The organism is Eleftheria terrae (assembly GCF_030419005.1).
Lineage (GTDB): Bacteria > Pseudomonadota > Gammaproteobacteria > Burkholderiales > Burkholderiaceae_C > Caldimonas > Caldimonas terrae.
In genome coordinates, this window is record NZ_CP106951.1 from 5,034,671 (window position 1) to 5,057,760 (window position 23,090).

19 protein-coding genes and 5 tRNA genes are annotated in these 23,090 nt (G+C 69.4%); 19 read left to right on the forward strand and 5 right to left on the reverse strand.

Annotated elements, in window-relative coordinates:
- Positions 1-9 precede the first annotated feature (9 nt).
- The 17 genes from N7L95_RS22605 (at position 10) to N7L95_RS22685 (ending at position 14,921) form a co-directional block, all read left to right on the forward strand.
- Entirely contained in the window at positions 10-2,649 is a 2,640-nt protein-coding gene (locus N7L95_RS22605) for a FimV/HubP family polar landmark protein (RefSeq protein WP_301257501.1), read from the forward strand.
- Between the two features lie 53 nt (positions 2,650-2,702).
- On the forward strand, positions 2,703-3,488 hold the full coding sequence (gene truA, locus N7L95_RS22610; RefSeq protein ID WP_301260214.1) for a tRNA pseudouridine(38-40) synthase TruA: 786 nt from the start codon (positions 2,703-2,705) through the stop codon (positions 3,486-3,488).
- Between the two features lie 13 nt (positions 3,489-3,501).
- Entirely contained in the window at positions 3,502-4,149 is a 648-nt protein-coding gene (locus tag N7L95_RS22615) for a phosphoribosylanthranilate isomerase (protein WP_301257502.1), read from the forward strand.
- 24 nt (positions 4,150-4,173) lie between these two features.
- Positions 4,174-5,424: a tryptophan synthase subunit beta gene (gene trpB / locus N7L95_RS22620; protein ID WP_301257503.1), complete on the forward strand. Its 1,251-nt coding sequence runs from the start codon at positions 4,174-4,176 to the stop codon at positions 5,422-5,424.
- Complete coding sequence (gene trpA / locus N7L95_RS22625) at positions 5,421-6,251, forward strand: tryptophan synthase subunit alpha (RefSeq protein ID WP_301257504.1); 831 nt, start codon at positions 5,421-5,423, stop codon at positions 6,249-6,251. The genes trpB and trpA overlap by 4 nt, the downstream gene beginning before the upstream one ends.
- Positions 6,248-7,120: an acetyl-CoA carboxylase, carboxyltransferase subunit beta gene (gene accD / locus N7L95_RS22630; RefSeq protein ID WP_301257505.1), complete on the forward strand. Its 873-nt coding sequence runs from the start codon at positions 6,248-6,250 to the stop codon at positions 7,118-7,120. The genes trpA and accD overlap by 4 nt, the downstream gene beginning before the upstream one ends.
- 124 nt (positions 7,121-7,244) lie before the next feature.
- Entirely contained in the window at positions 7,245-8,591 is a 1,347-nt protein-coding gene (folC, locus tag N7L95_RS22635) for a bifunctional tetrahydrofolate synthase/dihydrofolate synthase (protein WP_301257506.1), read from the forward strand.
- A 77-nt stretch (positions 8,592-8,668) separates the two neighbouring features.
- Positions 8,669-9,529, forward strand: coding sequence for an SPOR domain-containing protein (locus N7L95_RS22640; RefSeq protein ID WP_301257507.1), 861 nt, complete (start codon positions 8,669-8,671; stop codon positions 9,527-9,529).
- A gap of 2 nt (positions 9,530-9,531) precedes the next feature.
- The gene (locus N7L95_RS22645) at positions 9,532-10,026 is read left to right on the forward strand and encodes a CvpA family protein (protein ID WP_301257508.1); all 495 of its coding nucleotides are present in this window, start codon (positions 9,532-9,534) and stop codon (positions 10,024-10,026) included.
- Positions 10,027-10,057: 31 nt separating this feature from the next.
- Positions 10,058-11,578, forward strand: coding sequence for an amidophosphoribosyltransferase (gene purF, locus N7L95_RS22650; protein ID WP_301257509.1), 1,521 nt, complete (start codon positions 10,058-10,060; stop codon positions 11,576-11,578).
- Positions 11,579-11,591: 13 nt separating this feature from the next.
- The gene (locus N7L95_RS22655; protein ID WP_301257510.1) at positions 11,592-12,833 is read left to right on the forward strand and encodes an O-succinylhomoserine sulfhydrylase; all 1,242 of its coding nucleotides are present in this window, start codon (positions 11,592-11,594) and stop codon (positions 12,831-12,833) included.
- Positions 12,830-14,224 (forward strand): glutamate--tRNA ligase, encoded by a 1,395-nt coding sequence (gene gltX, locus N7L95_RS22660; RefSeq protein WP_301257511.1) that lies wholly within the window; start codon positions 12,830-12,832, stop codon positions 14,222-14,224. Before N7L95_RS22655 ends, gltX begins: the two co-directional genes overlap by 4 nt.
- An 86-nt stretch (positions 14,225-14,310) precedes the next feature.
- Positions 14,311-14,386: transfer RNA gene (locus N7L95_RS22665), tRNA-Ala, on the forward strand.
- Between the two features lie 40 nt (positions 14,387-14,426).
- A tRNA-Glu gene (locus N7L95_RS22670) sits at positions 14,427-14,502 on the forward strand.
- Between the two features lie 58 nt (positions 14,503-14,560).
- Positions 14,561-14,637: transfer RNA gene (locus N7L95_RS22675), tRNA-Asp, on the forward strand.
- Between the two features lie 73 nt (positions 14,638-14,710).
- A tRNA-Glu gene (locus N7L95_RS22680) sits at positions 14,711-14,786 on the forward strand.
- Between the two features lie 58 nt (positions 14,787-14,844).
- Positions 14,845-14,921, forward strand: a tRNA-Asp gene (locus N7L95_RS22685).
- Positions 14,922-15,221: 300 nt separating this feature from the next.
- Here the strand turns inward: N7L95_RS22685 and pcaC are convergent.
- The 4 genes from pcaC to N7L95_RS22705 all read right to left on the reverse strand — a co-directional run bounded on the left by pcaC (position 15,222) and on the right by N7L95_RS22705 (position 18,700).
- A complete protein-coding gene (gene pcaC / locus N7L95_RS22690; RefSeq protein WP_301257512.1) occupies positions 15,222-15,662 on the reverse strand; it encodes a 4-carboxymuconolactone decarboxylase in 441 nt (146 codons plus the stop codon).
- Between the two features lie 49 nt (positions 15,663-15,711).
- A complete protein-coding gene (locus N7L95_RS22695; protein ID WP_301257513.1) occupies positions 15,712-16,590 on the reverse strand; it encodes a DMT family transporter in 879 nt (292 codons plus the stop codon).
- 83 nt (positions 16,591-16,673) lie between these two features.
- Positions 16,674-17,177, reverse strand: coding sequence for a methylated-DNA--[protein]-cysteine S-methyltransferase (locus N7L95_RS22700; RefSeq protein ID WP_301257514.1), 504 nt, complete (start codon positions 17,175-17,177; stop codon positions 16,674-16,676).
- The gene (locus tag N7L95_RS22705; RefSeq protein ID WP_301257515.1) at positions 17,174-18,700 is read right to left on the reverse strand and encodes an Ada metal-binding domain-containing protein; all 1,527 of its coding nucleotides are present in this window, start codon (positions 18,698-18,700) and stop codon (positions 17,174-17,176) included. The genes N7L95_RS22700 and N7L95_RS22705 overlap by 4 nt, the downstream gene beginning before the upstream one ends.
- Before the next feature lie 168 nt (positions 18,701-18,868).
- Here N7L95_RS22705 and N7L95_RS22710 point away from each other — a divergent pair, with 168 nt between their 5' ends.
- Both N7L95_RS22710 and N7L95_RS22715 read left to right on the forward strand, forming a co-directional pair.
- Complete coding sequence (locus N7L95_RS22710) at positions 18,869-20,257, forward strand: phosphomannomutase/phosphoglucomutase (protein WP_301257516.1); 1,389 nt, start codon at positions 18,869-18,871, stop codon at positions 20,255-20,257.
- 163 nt (positions 20,258-20,420) lie between these two features.
- Positions 20,421-21,680 carry a 3-deoxy-D-manno-octulosonic acid transferase gene (locus N7L95_RS22715; RefSeq protein WP_301260215.1) on the forward strand — a complete coding sequence of 420 codons (1,260 nt, stop codon included), beginning with the start codon at positions 20,421-20,423 and terminating at the stop codon, positions 21,678-21,680.
- A 31-nt stretch (positions 21,681-21,711) separates the two neighbouring features.
- Here N7L95_RS22715 and N7L95_RS22720 read toward each other — a convergent pair whose 3' ends face one another.
- Complete coding sequence (locus tag N7L95_RS22720; protein WP_301257517.1) at positions 21,712-23,082, reverse strand: TolC family outer membrane protein; 1,371 nt, start codon at positions 23,080-23,082, stop codon at positions 21,712-21,714.
- Positions 23,083-23,090 lie beyond the last annotated feature (8 nt).

A 23,090-nucleotide genomic window follows, 5' to 3' on the forward strand; every position in this document is an offset into this window, starting at 1 on the left:
GCTGCCGCCATGTTCCTCGCGGCCGGCCAGGCCGCGGCGCTCGGCCTCGGCCGCCTGAACGTCCAGTCGGCGCTGGGCGAGAGCCTGCGGGCCGAGATCGACATCACCAGCATGACGCCGGAGGAAGAGGGCCAGTTCCGCGCGCGCGTAGCGGCGCCCGACGCCTACCGTGCGGCAGGGGTGGACTACAACGCCGTCCTGCCCGGCACCCAGGTGAGCCTGCAGCGGCGCCCCGACGGGCGGCCGTTCCTGCGCATCACCAGTGAACGGGTGGTGCAGGAGCCGTTTGTCGACATGATCCTCGAGCTCTCCTGGAGCTCCGGCCGCCTGGTGCGTGAGTACACGCTGCTGCTCGATCCGCCGGTGACCCGGCAGGCGTCCGGCTCCACCACGGCACCAGCGCTGTCCAGCAGCGATGGTGGCAGCGGCGCTTCCAGCAGCCGCTCGCGTGCTGCGGCCGCCGCGGCGGCTTCAGAGCCGTCCGCCGCCGCCTCGCGGGCGCCGCGCGCCAGCGAGCGCCGCGCCGAGTCGGCGCCGGCCCGCAGCAGCGAGCCGGCCCGCACCGCGGGCAGCGAAGCCGGGGAAGACGAATACACGGTGCGGCGTGGCGACACGCTCTACTCCATCGCTGGCCGCGTGCAGCGCTCCGGCGTCTCGCTCGACCAGATGCTGGTCGCGCTGTATCGCAGCAACCCGAACGCCTTCATTGGCAACAACGCCAACCGCCTGAAATCGGGTGCGGTGCTGTCGGTGCCGTCCACCGAGCAGGCCCAGTCGGTCTCGACGTCCGAGGCGCGCCAGATCATCCAGGCGCAGAGCGCCGACTTCGCTGCCTATCGCCAACGCCTGGCCGGTGCGGTGCCGTCGGCCGGCACCGACGAGCCCGGCCGCCAGGCCTCGGGCAAGGTGGACGCGGCGGTCGAGGACCGCAAGGAAGCCACCAGCCAGACGCCGGACCGCCTGACCCTGAGCAAGGGTGCGCTGGGCGCCAAGGGGGCGCCTTCGACCGAAGACCGCATCGCCAAGGAGCGCGCCAAACAGGAAGGCGACACCCGTGTTGCGGAGCTGTCCAAGAACCTTCAGGACCTGAAGAGCATCAAGGGCGGCGAGGCTGCTTCCGGCAAGGGCAAGGCGGGCGCATCCGGCTCACCGGCGCCGGCCGCTGCCGAGACCCCGGTGCCTGGCGTGCAGGTGCCGGCAGCACCTCCGGTCGCGCCGCCGCCGGCACCGGCTGCCTCGGTCGCCCCCCCGCCGCCCGTGACGGCGCCTGCGCCCGCTTCCGCGCCGGTGGAGCCGCCGGTCGCTGCTTCCGAGCCGGCGCTGACCGCCTCGGCCGAGGACACCGCATCCGCTGCAGAGGCGGCGCCTCCGGTCGCCAGCGAAGCCGCCTCCGAGCCGGCTCCGGTGCCGGCACCGCCGCCCGCGCCGGCTGTCCAGCCGGTGGAAGAGCCCGGCCTGATGGCCATGCTGCAGGACAACCTCGCCCTGGTCGGCGGTGGCCTGCTGGCGCTGCTGCTGGGCGGCTTTGCGCTGTACACCGTGCGCTCCAAGGCGAAGAAGGACAGCGGCGAGACCTCCTTCCTCGAAAGCCGCCTGCAGCCGGATTCCTTCTTCGGTGCCAGTGGCGGCCAGCGCATTGACACCAAGGACGCCTCCGGTGCACCGTCGTCGCTGAGCTACTCGCTGAGTCAGCTCGACGCCATCGGCGACGTCGATCCGGTCGCCGAGGCCGACGTGTACCTGGCCTACGGCCGCGACCTGCAGGCCGAGGAGATCCTCAAGGAAGCGATGCGTGCCACGCCGGAGCGCCTGGCCATCCGCACCAAGCTGCTGGAGGTCTATGCCAAGCGCCGCGACACCAAGGGCTTCGAACTGCTGGCCACCCAGCTGTACAGCCTGACCGGCGGCCAGGGCGAGGACTGGGCCCGGGCCCAGGAACTGGGCCGCCAGGTGGATCCGGACAACGTGCTGTACCAGCCGGGCGGCGCACCGGCCGATGCCCGTGTGGCAGCGGCCCCGGTGGAGCCGCTGGGTGCGACGACGATGCCGCATTCGGTGATGCCGCCTGCAGCGGCGCCGCGCCACGATGCGCAGGACTCCGAAGGCCCGGTCGACCTCGACCTCGACCTGCCGATGTCGCAGCCGCCGGCGGCTGCGCCGATGAGCCTGGACGACACCAAGCCTTTCAGCCCCGCACCGCAGGCCGAACTGCCCGAGTTCGACATGCCCGACCTGGAGGTTCCGGCCCCCGCGTCGGCCGGCGTGCGCGACCTGGACATGTCCTTCGACCTGCCGGACCTGCCGCCAGCGGCGGAGCCTGTGCGCCAGCCGGAGCCCGCCTCGTCCAACAATGCGATGGACTTCAGCCTGGACGATCTCTCGCTCGACCTCAACTCGGTTGACCCGAACGAGACCACCCGCATCCAGGCCGCGCCCTCGCAGCCGGCCACCTTCGATGAGCTGCCGGACTTCCAGCTGGACGACGTCGGCGACGCCGGCGACCCGTTGGCACGCAAGCTCGAACTGGCGGAAGAGTTCCGCCAGATCGGCGACCGTGAAGGCGCCCGCGAGCTGCTGCAGGAAGTCGTCACCCGCTCCAGCGGCGCGCTGAAGGCCAAGGCCCAGACCATGCTGGAAGAGCTGGCCTGAACGAGCCGACCGCCTCCACCGCCGCAGACACCACCGAGGACAGCGATTCCGGCCTGGCCAGGATCGCCCTCGGCGTCACCTACCGCGGCACCGGCTACCAGGGCTGGCAAAGCCAGCCTGGTGGCCACACCGTCCAGGACCACCTCGAATCCGCCCTGAGCCGCTTCGCCGGCCAGGGCGTTCGCACGCTGTGTGCCGGGCGCACCGATGCCGGTGTGCACGGCATCAACCAGGTGGTGCACTTCGATGCGCCGGTCCAGCGCACGCCCTTTTCCTGGGTGCGAGGCACCAACACCTTCCTGCCGCCCGACATCGCGGTGCAGTGGTGCCAGCCGGTGCCGCGCCACTTCCACGCCCGCAACAGCGCGATCGGGCGACGCTACCGCTATGTGCTGCGCGAGGCCGCGGTGCGGCCAGCGCTGGAGACCGGCTTCGCCGGCTGGGTGTTCCGGCCGCTGGATGCCAACCGCATGCGCGAAGCGGCGGCGCTGCTGATCGGCGAGCACGACTTCAGTGCCTTCCGGTCCTCCGAATGCCAGGCGAAGTCGCCTGTGAAGACGCTGCGCGAAATCAGCATCGAGCGCCGCGGTGCCTACTGGCGCTTCGAATTCGAGGCCAGCGCCTTCCTGCACCACATGGTGCGCAACCTGATGGGCTGCCTGGTCGCGGTGGGCGCCGGCAGCCAGTCGGTGGCCTGGCTGGGGGGCGTGCTGGCGTCGCGCGACCGCAAGCTGGCCGCGCCGACCTTCTCGCCCGACGGGCTGTACTTCCTGGGCCCGCGGTACGATGAGATCTTTGGCCTGCCCGACACCGCGCCTTCGGCCGACTGGCTGCCCTGAGGCGCGGCCCACCATGCACCAACGCACCCGCATCAAGATTTGTGGTCTGACCCAGGAAGCCGACATCGATGCCGCCGTCGATGCCGGCGCCGACGCGGTGGGCCTGGTCTTCTACCGGCGCAGCCCGCGCCATGTCACGCTGGAGCGTGCCGTCGCGCTGGCGCGGCGGTTGCCGCCCTTCGTGACGCCGGTGGGGCTCTTCGTCAATGCCGCCCCAGCCGAGGTGGCCGAGGCCTGCGCGGCCGTGCCGCAGCTGGTGCTGCAGTTCCACGGCGACGAGACGCCCGAAGCCTGCGAGGCGGCCGGCCGTCCCTACTTGCGGGCGGCACGGATGGCCACGGGCTTCGATTTGCTACACTTTGCCGCTCAATACACCTCCGCCCAGGCGCTGCTGCTGGATGCGCACGTCGAAGGCTACGGGGGTGGCGGAAAGGCATTCGATTGGTCACTCATACCACCAAGCGTGCCTCGTCCGGTCGTTTTGTCTGGTGGGTTAACGCCTGCAAACGTGACCGGTGGGGTGATTCAGGTACGGCCCTGGGCCGTTGACGTCAGCTCCGGCGTGGAGCGCGCCAAGGGCATCAAGGATGCCGACGCGATCCGCCGGTTCTGCGAGGCGGTACGCGAGGCGGATGCCCGCATCGCGGCCGCCGGGACCTGAAGCACCCAACCCTCACCCGAAGCCATGAACGATTACCAGCAACCCGATGCCCGCGGGCACTTTGGCCCCTATGGCGGCTCCTTCGTCGCCGAGACCCTGGTCCACGCGCTCGATGAACTGAAGGCGGCCTATGACAAGTACCGGGTCGATCCGGACTTCATCGCCGAATTCCGCCGCGAGCTGAAGCACTATGTCGGCCGGCCCAGCCCGGTCTACCATGCCGCGCGCACCAGCCGCGAGATGGGCGGCGCGCAGATCTACCTGAAGCGCGAGGACCTCAACCACACCGGCGCGCACAAGGTGAACAACACCATCGGCCAGGCGCTGCTGGCCCGGCGCATGGGCAAGCCGCGCGTGATCGCCGAGACCGGCGCCGGCCAGCATGGGGTGGCCACCGCCACCATCTGTGCCCGCTACGGCATGGAATGCGTCGTCTACATGGGCAGCGAGGACGTCAAGCGCCAGTCTCCCAATGTCTACCGCATGCACCTTCTGGGCGCCAAGGTGGTGCCGGTGGAAAGCGGCTCCAAGACGCTGAAGGACGCGCTCAACGAAGCGCTGCGCGACTGGGTGACCAATGTCGAGGACACCTTCTACATCATCGGCACCGTGGCGGGGCCGCACCCCTATCCAGCCATGGTGCGTGACTTCCAGAGCGTGATCGGCGACGAATGCCTGGAGCAGATGCCCGAGATGACCGGCCGCCAGCCCGATGCGGTGGTAGCCTGCGTGGGCGGCGGCAGCAATGCGATGGGCATCTTCTATCCTTACATCGCGCATGCCGGCACCCGGCTCATCGGAGTCGAGGCGGCGGGCGAGGGGCTGGACAGCGGCCGGCACGCGGCTTCGCTGAGCGCCGGCTCGCCCGGCGTGCTGCACGGCAACCGCACCTACCTGCTGCAGGACGACAACGGCCAGGTCATCGAGACGCATTCGGTCTCGGCCGGCCTCGACTATCCCGGCGTCGGCCCCGAGCATGCCTACCTGAAGGACATCGGCCGGGCCGAGTACGTCGGCATCACCGACGAGGAAGCGCTGCAGGCCTTCCACTACCTGTGTCGTACCGAAGGCATCATCCCGGCGCTGGAATCGAGCCATGCGGTGGCCTATGCGATGAAGCTGGCCAAGACCATGCGGCCCGACCAGTCCATTTTGGTGTGCCTGTCCGGTCGCGGCGACAAGGACATCGGCACGGTGGCCGGCCTGTCCGGCATCAACCCGATGGCCGCCGAGCAACCGGCGCGGGCGCTCGGCGCCGAAGGAGGCCGGGCATGAGCCGCATCGCCGAGACGTTCCGCCGCCTGGCCGGCGAGGGCCGCAAGGCGCTGATTCCCTACGTCACCGCGGGCGATCCGTATCCCGAGACCACCGTCGAGCTGATGCTGGCGCTGGCCGAGTCGGGTGCCGACGTGATCGAGCTGGGCGTGCCGTTTTCCGATCCGATGGCCGACGGCCCGGTGATCCAGCGCGCCTCCGAGCGGGCGCTGGCCAAGGGCATCGGCATGGCGCAGGTGCTGGACTACGTGCGCGCCTTCCGGGCGCGCAACCAGACCACGCCGCTGGTGCTGATGGGCTACGCCAACCCGGTGGAGCGCTACGACCAGCGCCACGGGGCCGATGCCTTCGCCGCCGCGGCCCAGGCCGCGGGCGTCGATGGGGTGCTGGTGGTGGACTACCCGCCCGAGGAGTGCGAGGACTTCGCGGCCCGGCTGAAGGCCCGCGGGCTGGACCCCATCTTCCTGCTGGCGCCCACCTCGACCGAGCAGCGCATGAAGGACGTCGGGCGCATCGCCAGCGGCTACGTCTACTATGTCTCGCTGAAGGGCGTGACGGGTGCCGGCCACCTCGACGTCAGCGCGGTGGCCGAGATGGTGCCGCGCATCAAGGCGCATGTCGGCGTGCCGGTGGGCGTCGGCTTTGGCATCCGCGACGCTCAGAGCGCCCGCGCGGTCGGCGAGGTCAGCGACGCCGTCGTGATCGGCTCGCGCCTGGTGCAATTGCTTGAAGAACAACCGCCCGAGAACGTGGCGGCGACGGCAGGGCGGTTCATGGCAGAAATGCGGGCCGCCCTCGACACCCTCAAGGAAGGAGTGAACGCATGAGTTGGCTTGAAAAACTGCTGCCGCCCAAGATCCAGCAGACCGACCCGGCCGAGCGCCGTTCGGTGCCGGAGGGGCTGTGGATCAAGTGCCCGTCGTGCGAAACGGTGCTCTACAAGACGGACCTGGAGCAGAACGTCTATGTCTGCCCCAAGTGCGCCCACCATCACCGCATCAGTGCGCGGGCCCGGCTCGACAAGTTCCTCGATCCCGAGGGCCGCTTCGAGATCGGCCAAGAAGTCATCCCGGTCGACGCGCTGAAGTTCAAGGACAGCAAGAAGTACCCGGACCGCCTCAAGGACGCCCTCGAGAACACCGGTGAGACCGATGCGCTGGTGGTGGTCGGTGGGGCGGTGCACAGCATCCCGGTGGTCGCGGCCTGCTTCGAATTCGACTTCATGGGCGGCTCCATGGGTTCGGTGGTGGGCGAGCGCTTCGTGCGCGGTGTCGAGACCGCCTGCGAGCAGAAGACGCCTTTCATCTGCTTCACCGCGACCGGCGGCGCCCGCATGCAGGAAGGCCTGCTGAGCCTGATGCAGATGGCCAAGACCAATGCCGCGCTGACCCGCCTGGCCAAGGCGAAGCTGCCCTACATCAGCGTGCTGACCGATCCGACCATGGGCGGCGTGTCGGCCAGCTTCGCCTTCGTCGGCGACATCGTGATGGCCGAGCCCAAGGCGCTGATCGGCTTCGCCGGCCCGCGCGTGATCGAGAACACGGTGCGCGAGAAACTGCCGGAAGGCTTCCAGCGCTCGGAGTTCCTGCTGCAGAAGGGCGCGCTCGACATGATCATCGACCGTCGCGAACTCCGCAGCACCGTCGCCCGTGCGTTGGCCATGCTGCAGCGCCAGCCGGCCGACGCCGTCGCCTGACGCCAGGCAGGCGCCTGGCACCCGAGGGGCACGCCGCGCGGCGACGCCCCGCTCCTGGGCCGGCAGATGCCGGCCCTTGTCATTCACGGCTCCAGGGTGTCGCCCGCCCTGCAACAATCGCGTCATGTCCGACACCCGCCCCACTGCCTCGCCGAACACGCTGGCCGACTGGCTGGCCCATTGCGAGCGCCTGCATCCCGCCACCATCGACCTGACGCTGGAGCGGGTACGGGCCGTCGCGCACCGCATGGGCCTGAGCTTCGACTGTCCGGTGTTCACCGTGGCCGGCACCAATGGCAAGGGCTCCACCTGCGCGATGCTGGAGGCCATCCTGCGGCAGTCGGGCTACCGCACGGGGGTCTACACCTCGCCGCACCTGGTGCATTTCGAGGAACGCTGCCGCATCGATGCCGAGGTGGTGCAGGCTGAACGGCTGCTGCCGCACTTCGAGGCGGTGGAGCAGGCCCGCGACGGCGCCGCGCTCACCTATTTCGAATTCACCACCCTGGCCCTCCTGCACCTGCTGTCCCGCTCGGGGCTGGATGCGGTGGTGCTGGAGGTCGGCCTGGGTGGCCGCCTCGACGCGGTCAATGTGGTCGACACCGACTGTGCCGTCATCACCAGCATCGATCTGGACCACATGGACTTCCTCGGCCCGGACCGCGAGTCCATCGCCCGCGAGAAGGCCGGCATCATGCGCGCCGGCCGCCCGGCGGTGGTGAGCGACCCGGTGCCGCCGCAAAGCCTGCTCGACCACGCGGCCGCCGTCGGCGCCGACCTGTGGCGCTTCGGCCACGACTTCAACTATGCCGGCCAGCAAGGCGGTGGTGGCCAGTGGCAGCAATGGTCCTGGGCCGGCCGCAGCAAGCGCTACACGGGGCTGGCCTACCCGGCGTTGCGCGGCGCCAACCAGCTGCTCAACGCTTCCGGCGTGCTGGCCGCGCTGGAGGCGCTGCGCGACCGCCTGCCGGTGACGGCCCAGGCGGTGCGCACCGGCCTGGCCCTGGTGGAGCTGCCGGGCCGCTTCCAGATCGTCCCGGGGCAGCCGACGCTGGTGCTCGACGTCGCGCACAACCCGCATGCCGTCGCGACCCTGGCGCAGAACCTCGACCAGATGGGCTACTACCCGCGCACCCTGGCTGTTTTCGGTGCCATGGCCGACAAGGACAGCACCGGTATCCTGCAGCGGCTGCTGCCCCTGGTCGATGCCTGGCACTTCACCGACTTGCCCACGCCGCGCGCCAGTTCGGCGGCCCAGTTGCACCAGCAGTGGCAGGCCCTGCCGAAGACAGGCGCCGGCGCTGCGAAAAATGCCACGGCCCACTGCCATGCCGACCCGATGTCGGCGCTGCAGGCGGCCCTGGAGGGGGCGGACCCCGCTGATAGAATCGTCGTGTTTGGCTCCTTCTACACCGTGGGCGGCGTGTTGCAGAACGGCACCCCCCGCCTCGCCGCTAAACACCTCGGCTGAGCCGCCAGCCCTGACCGAACCAAGCTCCCCCGGCCGCGCCGCCAACGACGCGGCCGCAGCCACTACCTCATAGACGCATGGGTCTGCTCTCCTTCTTCAAGCGTTCCGCCGCGGCGCCCGCCGTCGCTCCGGGCGCCACCTCGAACCAGGAGTCGATCGACCAGGCGCGCACCCGTGCACGCCATCGCCTGATCGGCGCGGCGGTGCTGGTCGGCATCGGGGTCATCGGCTTCCCGCTGGTGTTCGAGACTGAGCCGCGCACCATCCGGGTCGACATCCCGATCGAGATCCCGCGCAAGGACAACGCGCCGCCGTTGGTCGTGCCGGCGCAGCGCCCGGCCGCCACGGCGCCCAAGCCCGCCGAGGTCATCGACGAGACCGCTGCCGACGCCGGCCGGGAAGTGGCGCCGCCGCCGTCGCGGCCGGTGGCCGAGGAGCGAGTCGCTGCGGCCACGCCGGCGCCCGCCGCGAAGCCGCCGGCACCGGCACCGGCGCCCGCGCCGGTGCGGCCCGAGCCAAAACCTGAACCGAAGCCAGAACCCAAGCCCAAGCCGGAGCCCAGGGCCGAAGTGAAGCCAGAGCCCAAGCCGGCACCGCGCCCGGAGCCGCCCAAGCCGGCGGCCACCGACGCGGCCCGCGCGCAGGCCTTGCTGGAAGGTCGTGACACCCCGCGCAGCGACGCTCCCAAGCCGGCCGCTGCAGCCGAGAGCGGCCGTTTCATCCTCCAGGTGGGCGCCTATGGCGAGACCGCCAGTGCCCGCGAAGCGCGCCAGAAGGTCGAGCGCCTGGGCCTGAAGACCTACACCCAGGTGGTGCAGACGGGTGAGGGGCAGCGCATCCGCGTGCGCGTCGGCCCCTTCGCCTCGCGCAGCGAGGCGGAGCAGGCTGCGGGCAAGCTGAAGTCGGCCGGCTTGCAGGCCGCCTTGCTGGCACTGTGACCATGGGCCTGGGCTGGGTCGACCTGGCGCTGTTGGCGCTGCTGCTGGTGTCCCTGGTGGTGGGCATCGTGCGCGGCCTGGTGTTCGAGGTGCTGTCCATCGTCGGCTGGGTGGTGGCCTACATCGTGGCGCAGTGGCTGACGCCGCAGCTGGCGGCCAGCATCCCGATCGGCAGTGCCGGCTCGGTGCTTAACCATGTGAGTACCTTTGCCATCGTCTTCATCGCGACCCTGTTCGTCTGGGGTCTCGTAGCCTGGCTGCTCAAGCGGCTGGTGCATGCCAGCGTGCTGAGCGCAGCAGACCGCGCGCTTGGCGCCGGCTTCGGGCTGGTGCGGGGCTTGTTGATTGCATTGGTCATCGCCACCTTGGTGGCGTGGACGCCGCTGGCGCGCAGCGCCGCGTGGCAGGAATCTCACGGCGCAGCGATGCTGCACAGGGTGCTCAACGGCCTCAAGCCGCTGATGCCCGCCGTCTTGGCGCAGCAGCTGCCGGCCTGAGGCCGGCAGCAACAACTTCTGGGGTGTAGGTATGTGTGGCATCGTTGGCGTGATTTCCAAGACGCCGGTCAACCAGCTGATCTATGACGCGCTGTTGCTGTTGCAGCACCGTGGCCAGGATGCGGCCGGCATCGTCACCGCAATGGACACCAAGGTGTTCATGCAGAAGGCGCGCGGCTTCGTGCGCGACGTGTTCCGCACGCGCAACATGCGCGCGCTGCCCGGCAACATGGGCCTGGGCCAGGTGCGCTACCCCACGGCGGGCAACGCCTACAACGAGGAAGAGGCCCAGCCGTTCTATGTGAACGCGCCCTTCGGGCTGGTGCTGGTGCACAACGGCAACCTGACGAACGCGCATGCCCTGAAAAAGGAGCTGTTCGCGATCGACCGCCGCCACATCAACACCGAGAGCGACTCCGAGGTGCTGCTCAACGTGGTGGCCCATGAGCTGGAGATGGCCGCGCGCGACCTGCCGCTGACGCCCGAACAGATCTTCAAGGCGGTGCGCAGCGTGCACCGCCGCATCAAGGGCTCCTATGCGGTGGTCTGCCTGATCGCCGGCTACGGCCTGCTGGCGTTTCGCGATCCCTTCGGCATCCGCCCGCTGTGCTATGGCGAGGCCGAGCTGCCCGACGGCAGCAAGCAGGTCATGCTGGCCAGCGAGTCGGTGGCGCTGGAAGGCACCCTGCACAAGTTCGTGCGCGACGTGGCGCCCGGCGAAGCGCTGTTCATCGACCTCGAAGGCCGCGTGCATGCCGAGCAATGCGCCGACCACCCGACGCTGCAGCCCTGTGTGTTCGAGTTCGTCTACCTGGCGCGGCCCGACTCGGTGATCGACGGCATGTCGGTCTACCAGGCGCGCCTGAACATGGGCGAGACGCTGGCCCAGCGGGTGATCTCGACCATGCCGCCCAGCGAGATCGACGTGGTCATCCCGATTCCCGAATCGAGCCGGCCGGCCGCCATGCAGCTGGCGCAGAAGATCGGCAAGCCGTACCGCGAAGGTTTCGTGAAGAACCGCTATGTCGGCCGCACCTTCATCATGCCGGGGCAGGCGGTGCGCAAGAAGTCGGTGCGCCAGAAGCTCAACGCCATCGCGCAGGAGTTCAAGGGCCGCAACGTGCTGCTGGTGGACGACTCCATCGTGCGCGGCACCACCTCCAAGGAAATCGTGCAGATGGCCCGCGAGGCGGGCGCCCGCAAGGTGTACATGGCGTCGGCCGCGCCGCCGGTGCGCTTCCCGAATGTCTACGGCATCGACATGCCGACCAAGAGCGAACTGATCGCGCATGACCGCAGCATCGAGGACATCCGCGAGTTCATCGGCGCCGATGCGCTGATCTACCAGGACGTGGCGGCAATGAAGCGGGCGGTGGGCGCGCTGAACAAGCACATCGACGGCTTCGAGGCCTCCTGCTTCGACGGCGTCTACATCACCGGCGACGTTTCGGCGGCCGACTTCGATGCGATGGCCACCCAGCGCGCCGCCCAGGGCGACGATGAGGATTCGCAGCGGTCGCGCCTGGCGCTGCAGAGCGCCGACGAACAGTAACCGGGGGGCGGCCATGAGCGAGAAGAAGATCCCCAGAGTCAGCTTCCCGGCCGACGTGCGGCCCGACACCCTGGCCGTTCGCGAGGGCCTGCCGGCGACGCCCTGGGGCGAGAACTCGGAGGCCCTGTTCCTCACCAGCAGCTTCGTGCACCCCGATGCGGCCACGGCCGCGGCGCGCTTCGCCAACGAGGAAGAGGCCTTCGTCTACACCCGCTTCACCAATCCCACGGTGATGATGATGGAGCGACGCCTGGCGGCCCTCGAGGGCACCGAGGCCTGCATCGCCGCCTCCAGCGGCATGGCTGCCATCCTGCTCATGGTGATGGGCCTGCTGAAGGCGGGCGATCACATCGTCTGCTCGCAGAGCGTGTTCGGCTCCACCATCAAGCTGCTGGGCGGTGAGTTCGCCCGCTTCGGCATCGAGACCACCTTCGTCTCGCAGACCGACGTGGCTGAATGGCAGCGCGCGCTGCGGCCGAACACCAAGCTGCTGTTCGCCGAGACGCCCACCAACCCCCTGACCGAGGTGTGCGACATTGCCGCGCTGGCCGGCATCGCCCACGCCGCCGGCGCCTGGCTGGCGGTGGACAACTGCTTCTGCTCGCCGGCCCTGCAGCAGCCGTCCAAGCTGGGCGCCGACCTCATCATCCATTCCGGCACCAAGTACCTGGACGGCCAGGGCCGCGTGATCGCCGGCGCCCTTTGCGCGAGCGAGGCGCTGGTGGAAGGCAAGTTCGTGCCGGTGATGCGCAGCGCCGGCATGTCGCTGTCTCCCTTCAACGCCTGGGTGGTGCTCAAGGGCCTGGAGACGCTGGCCATCCGCATGGAGGCGCAGAGCGCCCGTGCCTTGCAGCTGGCCACCTGGCTGGAGCAGCACCCGCAGGTGGAGCGGGTCTACTACCCGGGCCTGGCCTCGCATCCGCAGCACGAACTGGCGATGCGCCAGCAGAAGGGCTGCGGCGGCGCGGTGCTGTCCTTCATCGTGCGCGGCGAGGCGCAGGGCGGGCCGGAGCACGTTCGCCAGAAAGCCTTCCATGTGATCGACCAGACGCAGATCTGCTCGATCACCGCCAACCTGGGCGACACCAAGACCACCATCACTCATCCCTCCAGCACCTCGCACGGCCGCCTGACCGAGCCGCAGCGCCAGGCCGCCGGCATCACGCAAGGCCTGATCCGCGTCGCGGTCGGGCTGGAGGATGTGCAAGACCTGATCGCCGACCTCGCGCGCGGCCTCGACACCCTGCCAGCATGACCCAGATCCGCACCCGCTTCGCCCCGTCACCGACCGGCTTCATCCACCTCGGCAACATCCGCTCGGCCCTCTATCCCTGGGCCTTCGCCCGCGCCAACAACGGCGTGTTCATCCTGCGCATCGAGGACACCGATGTCGAGCGCTCCTCGCAGGCCGCGGTGGACGTCATCCTCGAAGGCATGCAGTGGCTGGGCCTGGACCATGACGAGGGCCCGTACTTCCAGATGCAGCGCATGGAGCGCTACAAGGAAGTGCTTGGCCAGATGCTGGAGCAGGGCCTGGCCTACAAGTGCTACATGAGCGCCGAGGAACTGAACGCGCTGCGTGAGCGGCAGATCGCCGCCAAGGAAAAGCCGCGCTACGACGGCACCTGGCGGCCCGAGCCGGGCAAGACCCTGCCGCCGGTGCCCGAGGGCGTGCAACCGGTGCTGCGCTTTCGCAACCCGGTGGGCGGCTCGGTGGTGTGGGACGACAAGGTCAAGGGCCGCATCGAGATCAGCAACGACGAACTCGACGACCTGGTGATCGCCCGCCCCGATGGCACGCCCACCTATAACTTCTGCGTGGTGGTGGACGACCTCGACATGGCGATCACCCATGTCATCCGCGGCGACGACCATGTCAACAACACGCCGCGGCAGATCAACATCTTCCGCGCGCTCGGCAAGGAGCCGCCGGTGTACGCCCACCTGCCCACCGTGCTGAACGAGCAGGGCGAGAAGATGAGCAAGCGCCACGGCGCGAAAAAGGTGACTGACTACCGCGACGAAGGCTTCCTCCCGGAGGCGGTGGTGAACTACCTCGCGCGTCTCGGTTGGAGCCACGGCGACGACGAGATCTTCACCCGCGAGCAACTGGTCGCGTGGTTCGACCTCGACCACCTCGGCAAGTCGCCCGGCCAGTTCGACGAGACCAAGCTGCGCTGGGTCAATGCCCAGCACCTGAAGGCCTGTGACGACACCGTCCTGGCGGGCCTGGTGGCCGAGCAACTGGCCAAGCGCGGCATCGAGGTGGATCCCGCCGACGAGCGCATGGCACGCCGCTGCGCGCTCTTCAAGGACCGCTGCGCCACCACGGTGGAGCTGGCCGACTGGCTGGCCATGTACCTGCAGGACGTGACGCCGAGCGCCGAGGACCTGGCCACGCATGTGACCGACGCCGTGAAGCCGGCCCTGCAAACGCTGGCCGGCAAGCTGGCGGGCGTGGCCTGGGAGAAGGGCGCCATCCAGCAGGCCATCAAGGAGAGCATTGCGGCGCATGGACTGAAGATGCCGCAATTGGCCATCCCGGTGCGCGTGCTGGTGTGCGGCCGGGCTCAGACACCGTCCATCGATGCGGTGCTGGAACTGTTCAATCAAAAAATTGTGCTCGACCGCTTGCACATCGTTTGAGAACCGTTATATACTTTCATTCTCGCTTGAACAGCGCGACACACAAAGTAGATCAACAGCAAATGCTGAAGATCGAAACGAGTGACGGGGGTATAGCTCAGCTGGGAGAGCGCTTGCATGGCATGCAAGAGGTCAGCGGTTCGATCCCGCTTACCTCCACCATTTAAAGGTGGCGCGCAGTTCAAGAGGTGATGAAGAATTTGTCCCCTTCGTCTAGAGGCCTAGGACACGACCCTTTCACGGTTGTAACAGGGGTTCGAATCCCCTAGGGGACGCCAAGTTTGGCAAGGCTTGCGATGTGAGCTAGTTGGTTTACATCGGAACTTGCCGCCACGCGGAGTGGTAGTTCAGTTGGTTAGAATACCGGCCTGTCACGCCGGGGGTCGCGGGTTCGAGTCCCGTCCACTCCGCCAAAGCTTTGATAAAAAGCCGCCTTGCCTGGGCGGCTTTTTAATTCAGAAGTGTAGAGATAGAGAAGAAGAATCTGTCCCCTTCGTCTAGAGGCCTAGGACACGACCCTTTCACGGTTGTAACAGGGGTTCGAATCCCCTAGGGGACGCCAAGTTTGGCAAGGCTTGCGATGTGAGCCAGTTGGCTTATATCGGAACTTGCCGCCACGCGGAGTGGTAGTTCAGTTGGTTAGAATACCGGCCTGTCACGCCGGGGGTCGCGGGTTCGAGTCCCGTCCACTCCGCCAAGCTTTTGAAAAGCCGCCCACGGGGCGGCTTTTTTATTGCCGCTCCATTGGGCGGCATACCGGTGCCGTGTGGTGGCCGTCATCCGCGCCAAAGGCGCGTGGTGGCAGCGGGCGTGATCGATGCCGGCTACGGGGCGCCGTCTGTCGCTGTGGGGCGGTGGCGGGAGGACCGGCGCGCCCCCAGTGTGAACGAGAGAATGGCGGGGCGGCGACGCCCCGGCCGTCCATTGGCTTGCTGGCCTGCGGCTGCAGGCCGCCATTCTTTGCGGCGACAGCTGCTCTCGCCGCCCTTCGTGGGCTTCAGGCGCCTGCGGGAGGAGGTGGCTCGTACTGGGCGATCACTGCCGCAGCAGTGCGGAAGCCTTCGATCGCTGCCGGGAATCCGCAGTAGACCGCGCTGTGCAGCAGGATCTCCTTGAGTTCTGCCACGCTGACGCCGTTGTTCAGCGCGCCGCGCAGGTGGCCTTCGAGTTCCTTCTGCTTGCCCAGTGCCACCAGCATGGCCACCGTCAGCATGCTGCGGGTCTTCAGCGGCAGCCCCTCGCGGGTCCACACCGTGCCCCAGGCGAAGGCCGTCACCAACTCCTGCAGTTCCGCCTGAAAATCGCCCGCCTGCGCCAGCGCCCGTTGCACATGGGTGTCGCCGAGCACCTGGCGACGCACGGCGAGGCCTTGCTCGAAAGCGGCGGCGATGGGCGTGGCAGGCTCGAAGGGCAGCTCGTGGCGGGATGGGTCGCTCATGACGATGACTCCAGAATCAAGGGTTCAAGACACTGGAGCCGATTGTCAGTCAAGCGCTCTTGCGCGGCAGCAGGCCGGTCGCGAGGGCCGTGCCCAGCAGGATCACCGCACTGCCGATCAGCATCGCCAGCGTCACGCCTTCACCGAGAAAGAGCCAACCCCAGGCCACTGCGAAGGCGGGGATCAAGAAGGTCACTGCGATGGTGTTGGCCGGGCCCACCCGGGCCAGCAGGCGGAAGTAGAGGATGTAGGCGATGCCGGTGCACAGCAGCGCCAGCGCCACTGCCGCGCCCCAGCTGCGGGCGGAGGGCAACGTGTCGGGCCAGGTGAGCAGGGCCGGCAGCGCCAGGAAGGCGCTGGCACCCAGCTGGGTGCCGGCAGCCACTGCCAGCGGCGGCACGCCCTGCAGGTAGCGCCGCGTGTAGCTGGCCGAGAGGCCATAGCAGAAGGTGGCCACCAGGCAGGCTACCACCGCCCAGCCGGTCGCATCGGCCCCTGGTTTGAAGCTGGCCTTGTCCCAGGCGAGCCACAACACGCCGAGGAAACCGATGGCCAGGCCGGCGGCGCGCCAGCGGGTCGGCTTGTCCTTCAGCCACCACCAGGCGACCACCGCGCCGAACAGCGGCGTGGTGGCGTTGAAGATGGACGACAGGCCGGCTGTGATCGACAGCGCTGCAAAGCTGTAGCAGAGAAAGGGGATGCCACTGGTCAGCACGCCGGCCACCATGAGGTGCCCCGCCTTGCGGCGGAGCGCCCCGGCATGGCCCTTCATCGCGACGATGGGCAGCAGGAACAGCGCACCGCCGATGACGCGCACGAAGGCCAGCGCTGCCGGCCCGAATTCGCCGGCACTCACCCTCAGGAACAGGAAGGAAGCCCCCCAGATGGCCGCGAGCAGCAGGAGGTCGAACAGATCTGAAGTTTTCATTGGGTCCTTGCCGTCGCGTGGATCGGCACAGGCCTGTGGCCGTGCGCCGCGCCCACGCGAGCGTTGCTTGTCGTTCTTCTCTTCTACAGGGCCAGCACGCCCTCCAGCTGCAATAGTGCCGCCTTTCGCTCCAGCCCGCCGGCATAGCCGGTGAGGCCGCCGTTGCTGCCGAGCACCCGGTGGCAGGGCACGATGACGGACACCGGGTTGCGGCCGACCGCCGCGCCCACCGCCCGCGTGGCGCTGGTGCTGCCCAGGCGGGCTGCGAGGTCGCGATAGCTGCAGGTCTTCCCCAGGGGGACCTCCAGCAAGGCCTGCCACACCGCGCGCTGGAACGGGGTGCCCTGCAGGTCCAGCGGGACGCCGAAGGCCACCGGCTCCCCGCGCCAGAAGGCAGCCAGCTCCTCGGCGGCCTGTCGCATCAGGCTGTCCTGTTCATCGATCGGCGCGTGCAGCTCGCCCGGATGGTGCTTCTGCCCGTCGAACCAGAGGCCGGCGAGGCCGGCCGGTGTGCGGGCCATCACGAGCCCACCGAGCGGCGAGCTCAGCCGGCATTGCGCACTGAGGCGAGTATGAAGGTTCTTCATGACACCAGGCTTTCCTCGACGGGGCGGGGGGCGCAGGCGAGGGACGCCCACAGCCGCAGCACGGCATAGGAGCGCCACGGGCTCCAGGCCTGGGCATGGCGCTCGGCTTCGCGTTGGCCATGGGCACCACAGTGCCGCTCCAGCGCCTTGAGCACGGCGACGTCGCGCGGCGGAAAGGCGTCCGGCCAGGCCAGTGCGCGCATCGCGATGTAGTGGGCGGTCCACGGGCCGATGCCCGGCAGCGCTTCGAGCGCGGACAGCAGCACGCCTGGAGCCGTGCGCCCGGCGATCAGCGCCGACAAGGTGGGCCAATGCTCGGCCAGCGCCAGGATGGCGGCCGCGCGTTGTCGCACGATGCCAAGCTCGCCGAGCTGCTCGGGCCGAAGCCGGGCGACGGCCCGTGGCGACGGGAACAGCCGGTTCACCTCCGGCCAGGGTGTCTGCACCGGTTCGCCGAAGGCCGTCACGAGCCGGGTGGCGAAGGTCCGTGCGGCAGCCACCGTCACCTGCTGGCCAAGCACGGCCCGCACCACCAGCTCGAAGACATCGATGGCGCCGGGCAGCCGTGTCCCGGGGCCGGGGAGGGGGGCCAGCGCCGCGTCGATGAGTTCCGGCATCGCATCGAGGTCGAGCCAGCGCCGCACGCCGCCGATCACCCGCGCGCTGTGCAAGGCCAGCTCGGGAGCCAGCTCGACCCGCACCAGCGGCCGGCCGGCCACGAAACTGACTTGCAGCCAGCCCGCTTGCTCGCCTCCTTCGTGTTCGATGCGCAGGCTGCGCCGGATGCAGGGCCGCGGGCCGTCCACCTGCACCACCTCCACGCCCGGGATGGCGCGCTGGCCGAGGAAGCGGCGCAGGCCCTCGCCTTCGTAAGGCTCGCGATAGGCGAGCTGCAGGCAGATGCTGTCCCCCGAGCCCGAGCCCGAGCCCGAGCCGCCCGATGGCGCCTGGCGGCGCAGCGCACTCGGGTTCATGCGATAGCGCTCGACAAAGGCGGCATTGAAGCGCCGCACGCTGCCGAAGCCGGCCGCCAGCGCGACCTGGGTCACCGGCAGGGCCGTATCGGTCAGCAGTTGTTTCGCGAGCAGGAGGCGGCGCGTCTGCAGAAATTGCAGTGGCGTCACCCCATGCTCGGCAAGAAAGATCCGCCGCAGGTGCCGATCGGTGATGCCCAGCGCGGCAGCAAGGGCCTCGATGGTGGTCTCGTCGCCCTGGGCGGCGCGCTGTTCGAGCCAGTGCGCGGCCTGGTGCGCCAGGGTGCGGGATGCGTCCATCACCGACCAGGCGAGGCCGCGGTCGGCCGGTGCGATCTCGGGACGGCACTTCAGGCAGGGCCGGAAGCCGGCGGCTTCGGCCTGGGCTGCCGTGGCGTAGAAGCGGCAGTTGTCCTGTCGCGGCGTACGCACCCGGCAGACCGGACGGCAGTAGACGCGGGTCGAGGTGACGCCTACGAAGAGCCGTCCGTCGAAGCGCGCGTCGCGTGCCTTGAGGGCGAGGTAGGCGGCATCGGTGTCGAACATCATGCGGCCATTATCCCGGCCGCGGCGGCAACGACTGGTCGTTTCCGGACATGTGGCCCGCCGCTTGCGATGTGATCGCCGGCGCCGGCGAAGCCGTTACTTCGCCGTCACAAGCACGTGGGGCACCGTCCCTACAATCCGACGATTCACTGCTGTACGAGGGAGTACCAAATGAAAGTTGAAGCATCCATCTTCAAGGCCTACGACGTGCGCGGCATCGTCGGCAAGACCTTGGACGAATCCGTCGCCGAGCACCTCGGCCGCGCCTTCGGCAGCGAGGCACGTGCCCAGGGCGAGAAGGCGGTGGCGGTCGGCCGCGACGGGCGGCTCTCGGGGCCGTCGCTCTCGGCGGCTCTCATCCGCGGCTTGCGCAGCACCGGTGTCGACGTCATCGACCTCGGCCCGGTGACGACGCCGATGACCTACTACGCTGCGGCCACCCGCTGCTCGTCGGGCATCCAGGTGACCGGCAGCCACAACCCGAAGGACTACAACGGCTTCAAGATGGTGCTGGCCGGCCGTGCGATCTACGGTGACGAGATCCAGGCCCTGCGCCGCCGCATCGAGGCCGAAGACTATGTGCAGGGCGCAGGCGCCCTCAGCCAGGTCGACCTGCTGAAGGAGTACAGCGACCGCATCAGCGGCGACGCCAAGCTGGCCCGGCCGATGAAGATCGTGGTCGACTCCGGCAACGGCATCCCCGGCGCATCGGCGCCCGGCATCCTGCGCGCCCTCGGCTGCGAGGTGACGGAGTTGTATTCGGAAGTGAACGGTGATTTCCCGAACCACCACCCCGATCCGTCCAAGCCGGAAAACCTGGCCGACCTGATCCGCACGGTGAAGGAGACCGACGCCGAGCTGGGCCTGGCCTTCGACGGCGACGGCGACCGCCTGGGTGTCGTCACCAAGGACGGCAGCATCATCTACCCGGACCGCCAGCTGATGCTGTTCGCGCAGGACATCCTCTCGCGCAACCCGGGCGCCGCGGTGATCTACGACGTCAAGTGCACCCAGCGCCTGGCGCCGGTGATCCGCGCCGCTGGCGGCGAGCCGTTGATGTGGAAGACCGGGCATTCGCTGGTCAAGGCCAAGCTGAAGGAAACCGGTTCGCCCATCGCCGGTGAGATGAGCGGCCACATCTTCTTCAAGGAGCGCTGGTACGGCTTCGACGACGCGACCTACACCGCGGCGCGCCTGCTGGAGATCCTCTCGCGCAGCGCCGACCCGAGCGCCGTGCTCAATGACCTGCCCACCAGCTTCAACACGCCCGAGCTCAACGTGCCGTGCGCCGAAGGCGAGCATCACCAGGTGATCGAGCAGCTGCGCGCCAAGCTGCAAGGCGGCGAGGTGTTCAAGAGCGCCAAGGAGGTCATCACCATCGACGGCCTGCGCGCCGAGTACGACGACGGCTTCGGCCTGGTGCGCGCCTCCAACACCACCCCGGTGCTGGTGCTGCGCTTCGAGGGCCACACCCGCGAGGCGCTGGAGCGCATCGAGCACGAGTTCATGGCCGCGCTGCGCGCCGTGAAGCCCGACGCCCAGGTCGGCGCCGGCCACTGAGCCGGCGGGGCCCTTGCGGCCCCCGGATAGGACCGCCGGGCGATTTTGTAGACAATCGCCCGGTGCGAATTGCCCCCTTCCCCTACAGACAGTCCCGCGCCCATGGCGCGGCCCCGTGCCCTCCAGCCACGGAGGCGGCGCCGTGAGTGCGCTGCGCCGCGGCATGGCGCGGCATGCCTATTCCCTGTTGCTCGGCCTGCTCAAGCCAGCCTACCTCTTCAAGCTTTGGTGGCGTGGCCGCGAGGAGCCGCTCTACCGTCATGCGGTGCTGGAGCGCCTCGGCCTGTACCGCGGCGGGCCCTCGCGCGACTGGGTCTGGGTCCACGCGGTCTCGCTCGGCGAGACACGGGCGGCGGCGGGCCTCATCGAGGCGCTGCGGCGAGAGCTGCCCGGCATGCGCCTGCTGCTCACCAACGGCACTGCCACCGGCCGCGAAGCCGGCGAGAAGCTGTTGCAGCCGGGGGACCGCCAGGCCTGGCTGCCCTATGACACGCCGGGTGTGGTGCAGCGGTTCTTCCAGCAGTTCCGCCCCCGTGTGGGGGTGCTGATGGAGACCGAGGTGTGGCCCAACCTGCTGCATGGCGCCCGCGATGCTGGCGTGCCCATGGTGCTGGCCAATGCCCGGCTCAGCGAGAAAAGCCTGAAGCAGGCGCGCCGGCTCGAGGCGGTGATGCGTCCCGCGGTGCATGCCCTGCGCCTGGTGCTGGCGCAGACCCAAGCCGACGCCCAGCGCCTGCGCGAAGCGGGTGCCGAGCCGGTCGAGGTCTGCGGCAACGTGAAGTTCGACATGAACCCCGACGCCGAGCTGCTGGCACGCGGCCGGCGCTGGCGGAGCGTGGCCGGCGGGCGACCGGTGGTGGCAGCCGCCAGCACCCGCGAAGGCGAGGAGGCGCCCCTGCTGGTGGCCTGGCAACAGCTGCCGGCACCCCGCCCCCTGCTGCTGCTGGTGCCGCGCCACCCGCAACGCTTCGACGAAGTGGCAGCGATGGTGCAGGCCGCCGGCTTTCAGTTGCAGCGGCGCAGTGCCTGGGGCGAGCAGCCGCCGCCGCGGGCCGGCGAGGCCGATGTCTGGCTGGGTGACTCGATTGGTGAAATGCCGGTCTACTACGCGGCGGCCGACGTGGCGCTGCTGGGCGGCAGCTTCGCGCCACTCGGGGGCCAGAACCTGATCGAGGCCGCGGCTTGCGGTTGTCCGGTGGTGATGGGGCCGCACACCTTCAATTTCGCCGATGCAGCCGAGCTGTCGCTGCAGGCGGGTGCCTCGCTGCGGGTGGAGGGCCTGCCGCAGGGCGTGGAGCAGGCCTGCCGGCTCGCGCTGTCGGGTGAGCGCGAGCGCTGGGTGGCGAGTTGCCTGGCGTTTGCGGCGGCCAACCGCGGGGCGGCTGCCAGGATGGCTGCCCGCATTGCGACGCTGGCCGCGTGAGGCGGCCGGCACAGCGCCGAGGGGCGCCGGCTCAGGGGGCCAGCAGACGGCTGACCGGTGCCACGTCCTCAGGCTGCAGTTGCCCGGCGGCCTGCCGCAGCTTGAGGCTGTTGACCAACACGTCGTAGCGGGCCTGGGCCAGGTCGCGCTGGGTGGTGAAGAGCTGCGTTTGCGCATTGAGCACGTCCAGGTTGACGCGCACGCCGACCTTGTAGCCCAGCTGGGTGGCTTCCAGCGCCAGCTTGCTGGAGGCCTCCGCTGCTTCGAGCGCCTTCACCCGGGCCAGCTGCGACTGCACGCCGAAGAAGGCCTGCCGGGTGGCTTGCGCCACGCCGCGGCGGGCAGCCTCCAGGTCGTTGCGCGACTTGTCTTCGAGCAGCAGCGTTTCCTTGACCCGGTTCTGCACCGCGAAGCCGGCGAACAGCGGCAGCTTCAGCTCGACACCCACGGTGGCGCTCTTGGAGGTGCCGAGGCCCGAGGCGCCGGGCAGCATGCTTTGCGGATCGCCCTGCAGCCGGTTGCGCCCCACCTGGCCCACCAGATCCAGGGTCGGCAAGTGGCCAGCACGGGCCTTCTGCGTTTCCAGCTCGGCCACCTCAAGGCCGAGTCGGGCACGCCGCACCGCGGGAGCGGTTTCGGTCTGCGACACCCAGGCGTCGACGTTGGCCGGCTCCACCGGCGGCAGCGTGACGTTGCCGGCCAGCGGACGCGGATCGACACCACGGCCCACCAGCTGGTCGAGGGCGATCTGCTTGGTGCGCAGGTCGTTGTCGGCCGCAATCTCCTGCGCCGTCGCCAGGTCGAAGCGCGCCTGTGCTTCGCGGGTGTCGGTGATGGTGGCGGTGCCGACCTCGAAGTTGCGCTTGGCCGAGGCGAGCTGCTCGGAGATGGCCTTCTTGTTGGCCTGCGCCGCGGCCAGCGCATCGCGTGCGCCCAGCACCTGGAAGTAGGCGTCGGCCACCCGCACGATGAGGTCCTGCTCGGCCGTCTGCAGCTCGGCCCTCGCCACCTCCAGCGCCCGCTCGGCCTGCTCGATGCTGGCGCTGTTGGCACGGTTGAACAGCGGCTGGCGGGCCGCCACGCTCACTTCGGTGCTGCGGTTGGAGCGCTCGGTGCCGCCGGCCGACTCGGCGTCGGAATGCGCATAGGTGCCGTTCAGCTCCGCCTTCGGGCGACGCAGCGCATAGGCCTGCTCGGTCTGGTAGCGGGCCGATTCGGCCTGCGCCCGGGCGGCCAGGTACTGCGCGTCGTAGCCGCGTGCCGCCTGGTAGATCTCGGCCAGGCTCTGCGCCTGCACCCCGGCGCTGCCGACGGACAAGGCGGCGAAGGCCACCAGCGACAGCATCAGGCGGGCCGTCGCGGGACGCCGGGGGCGGCGGGTGGGCTGCTGGGGCACGGGCATGGTTCTTC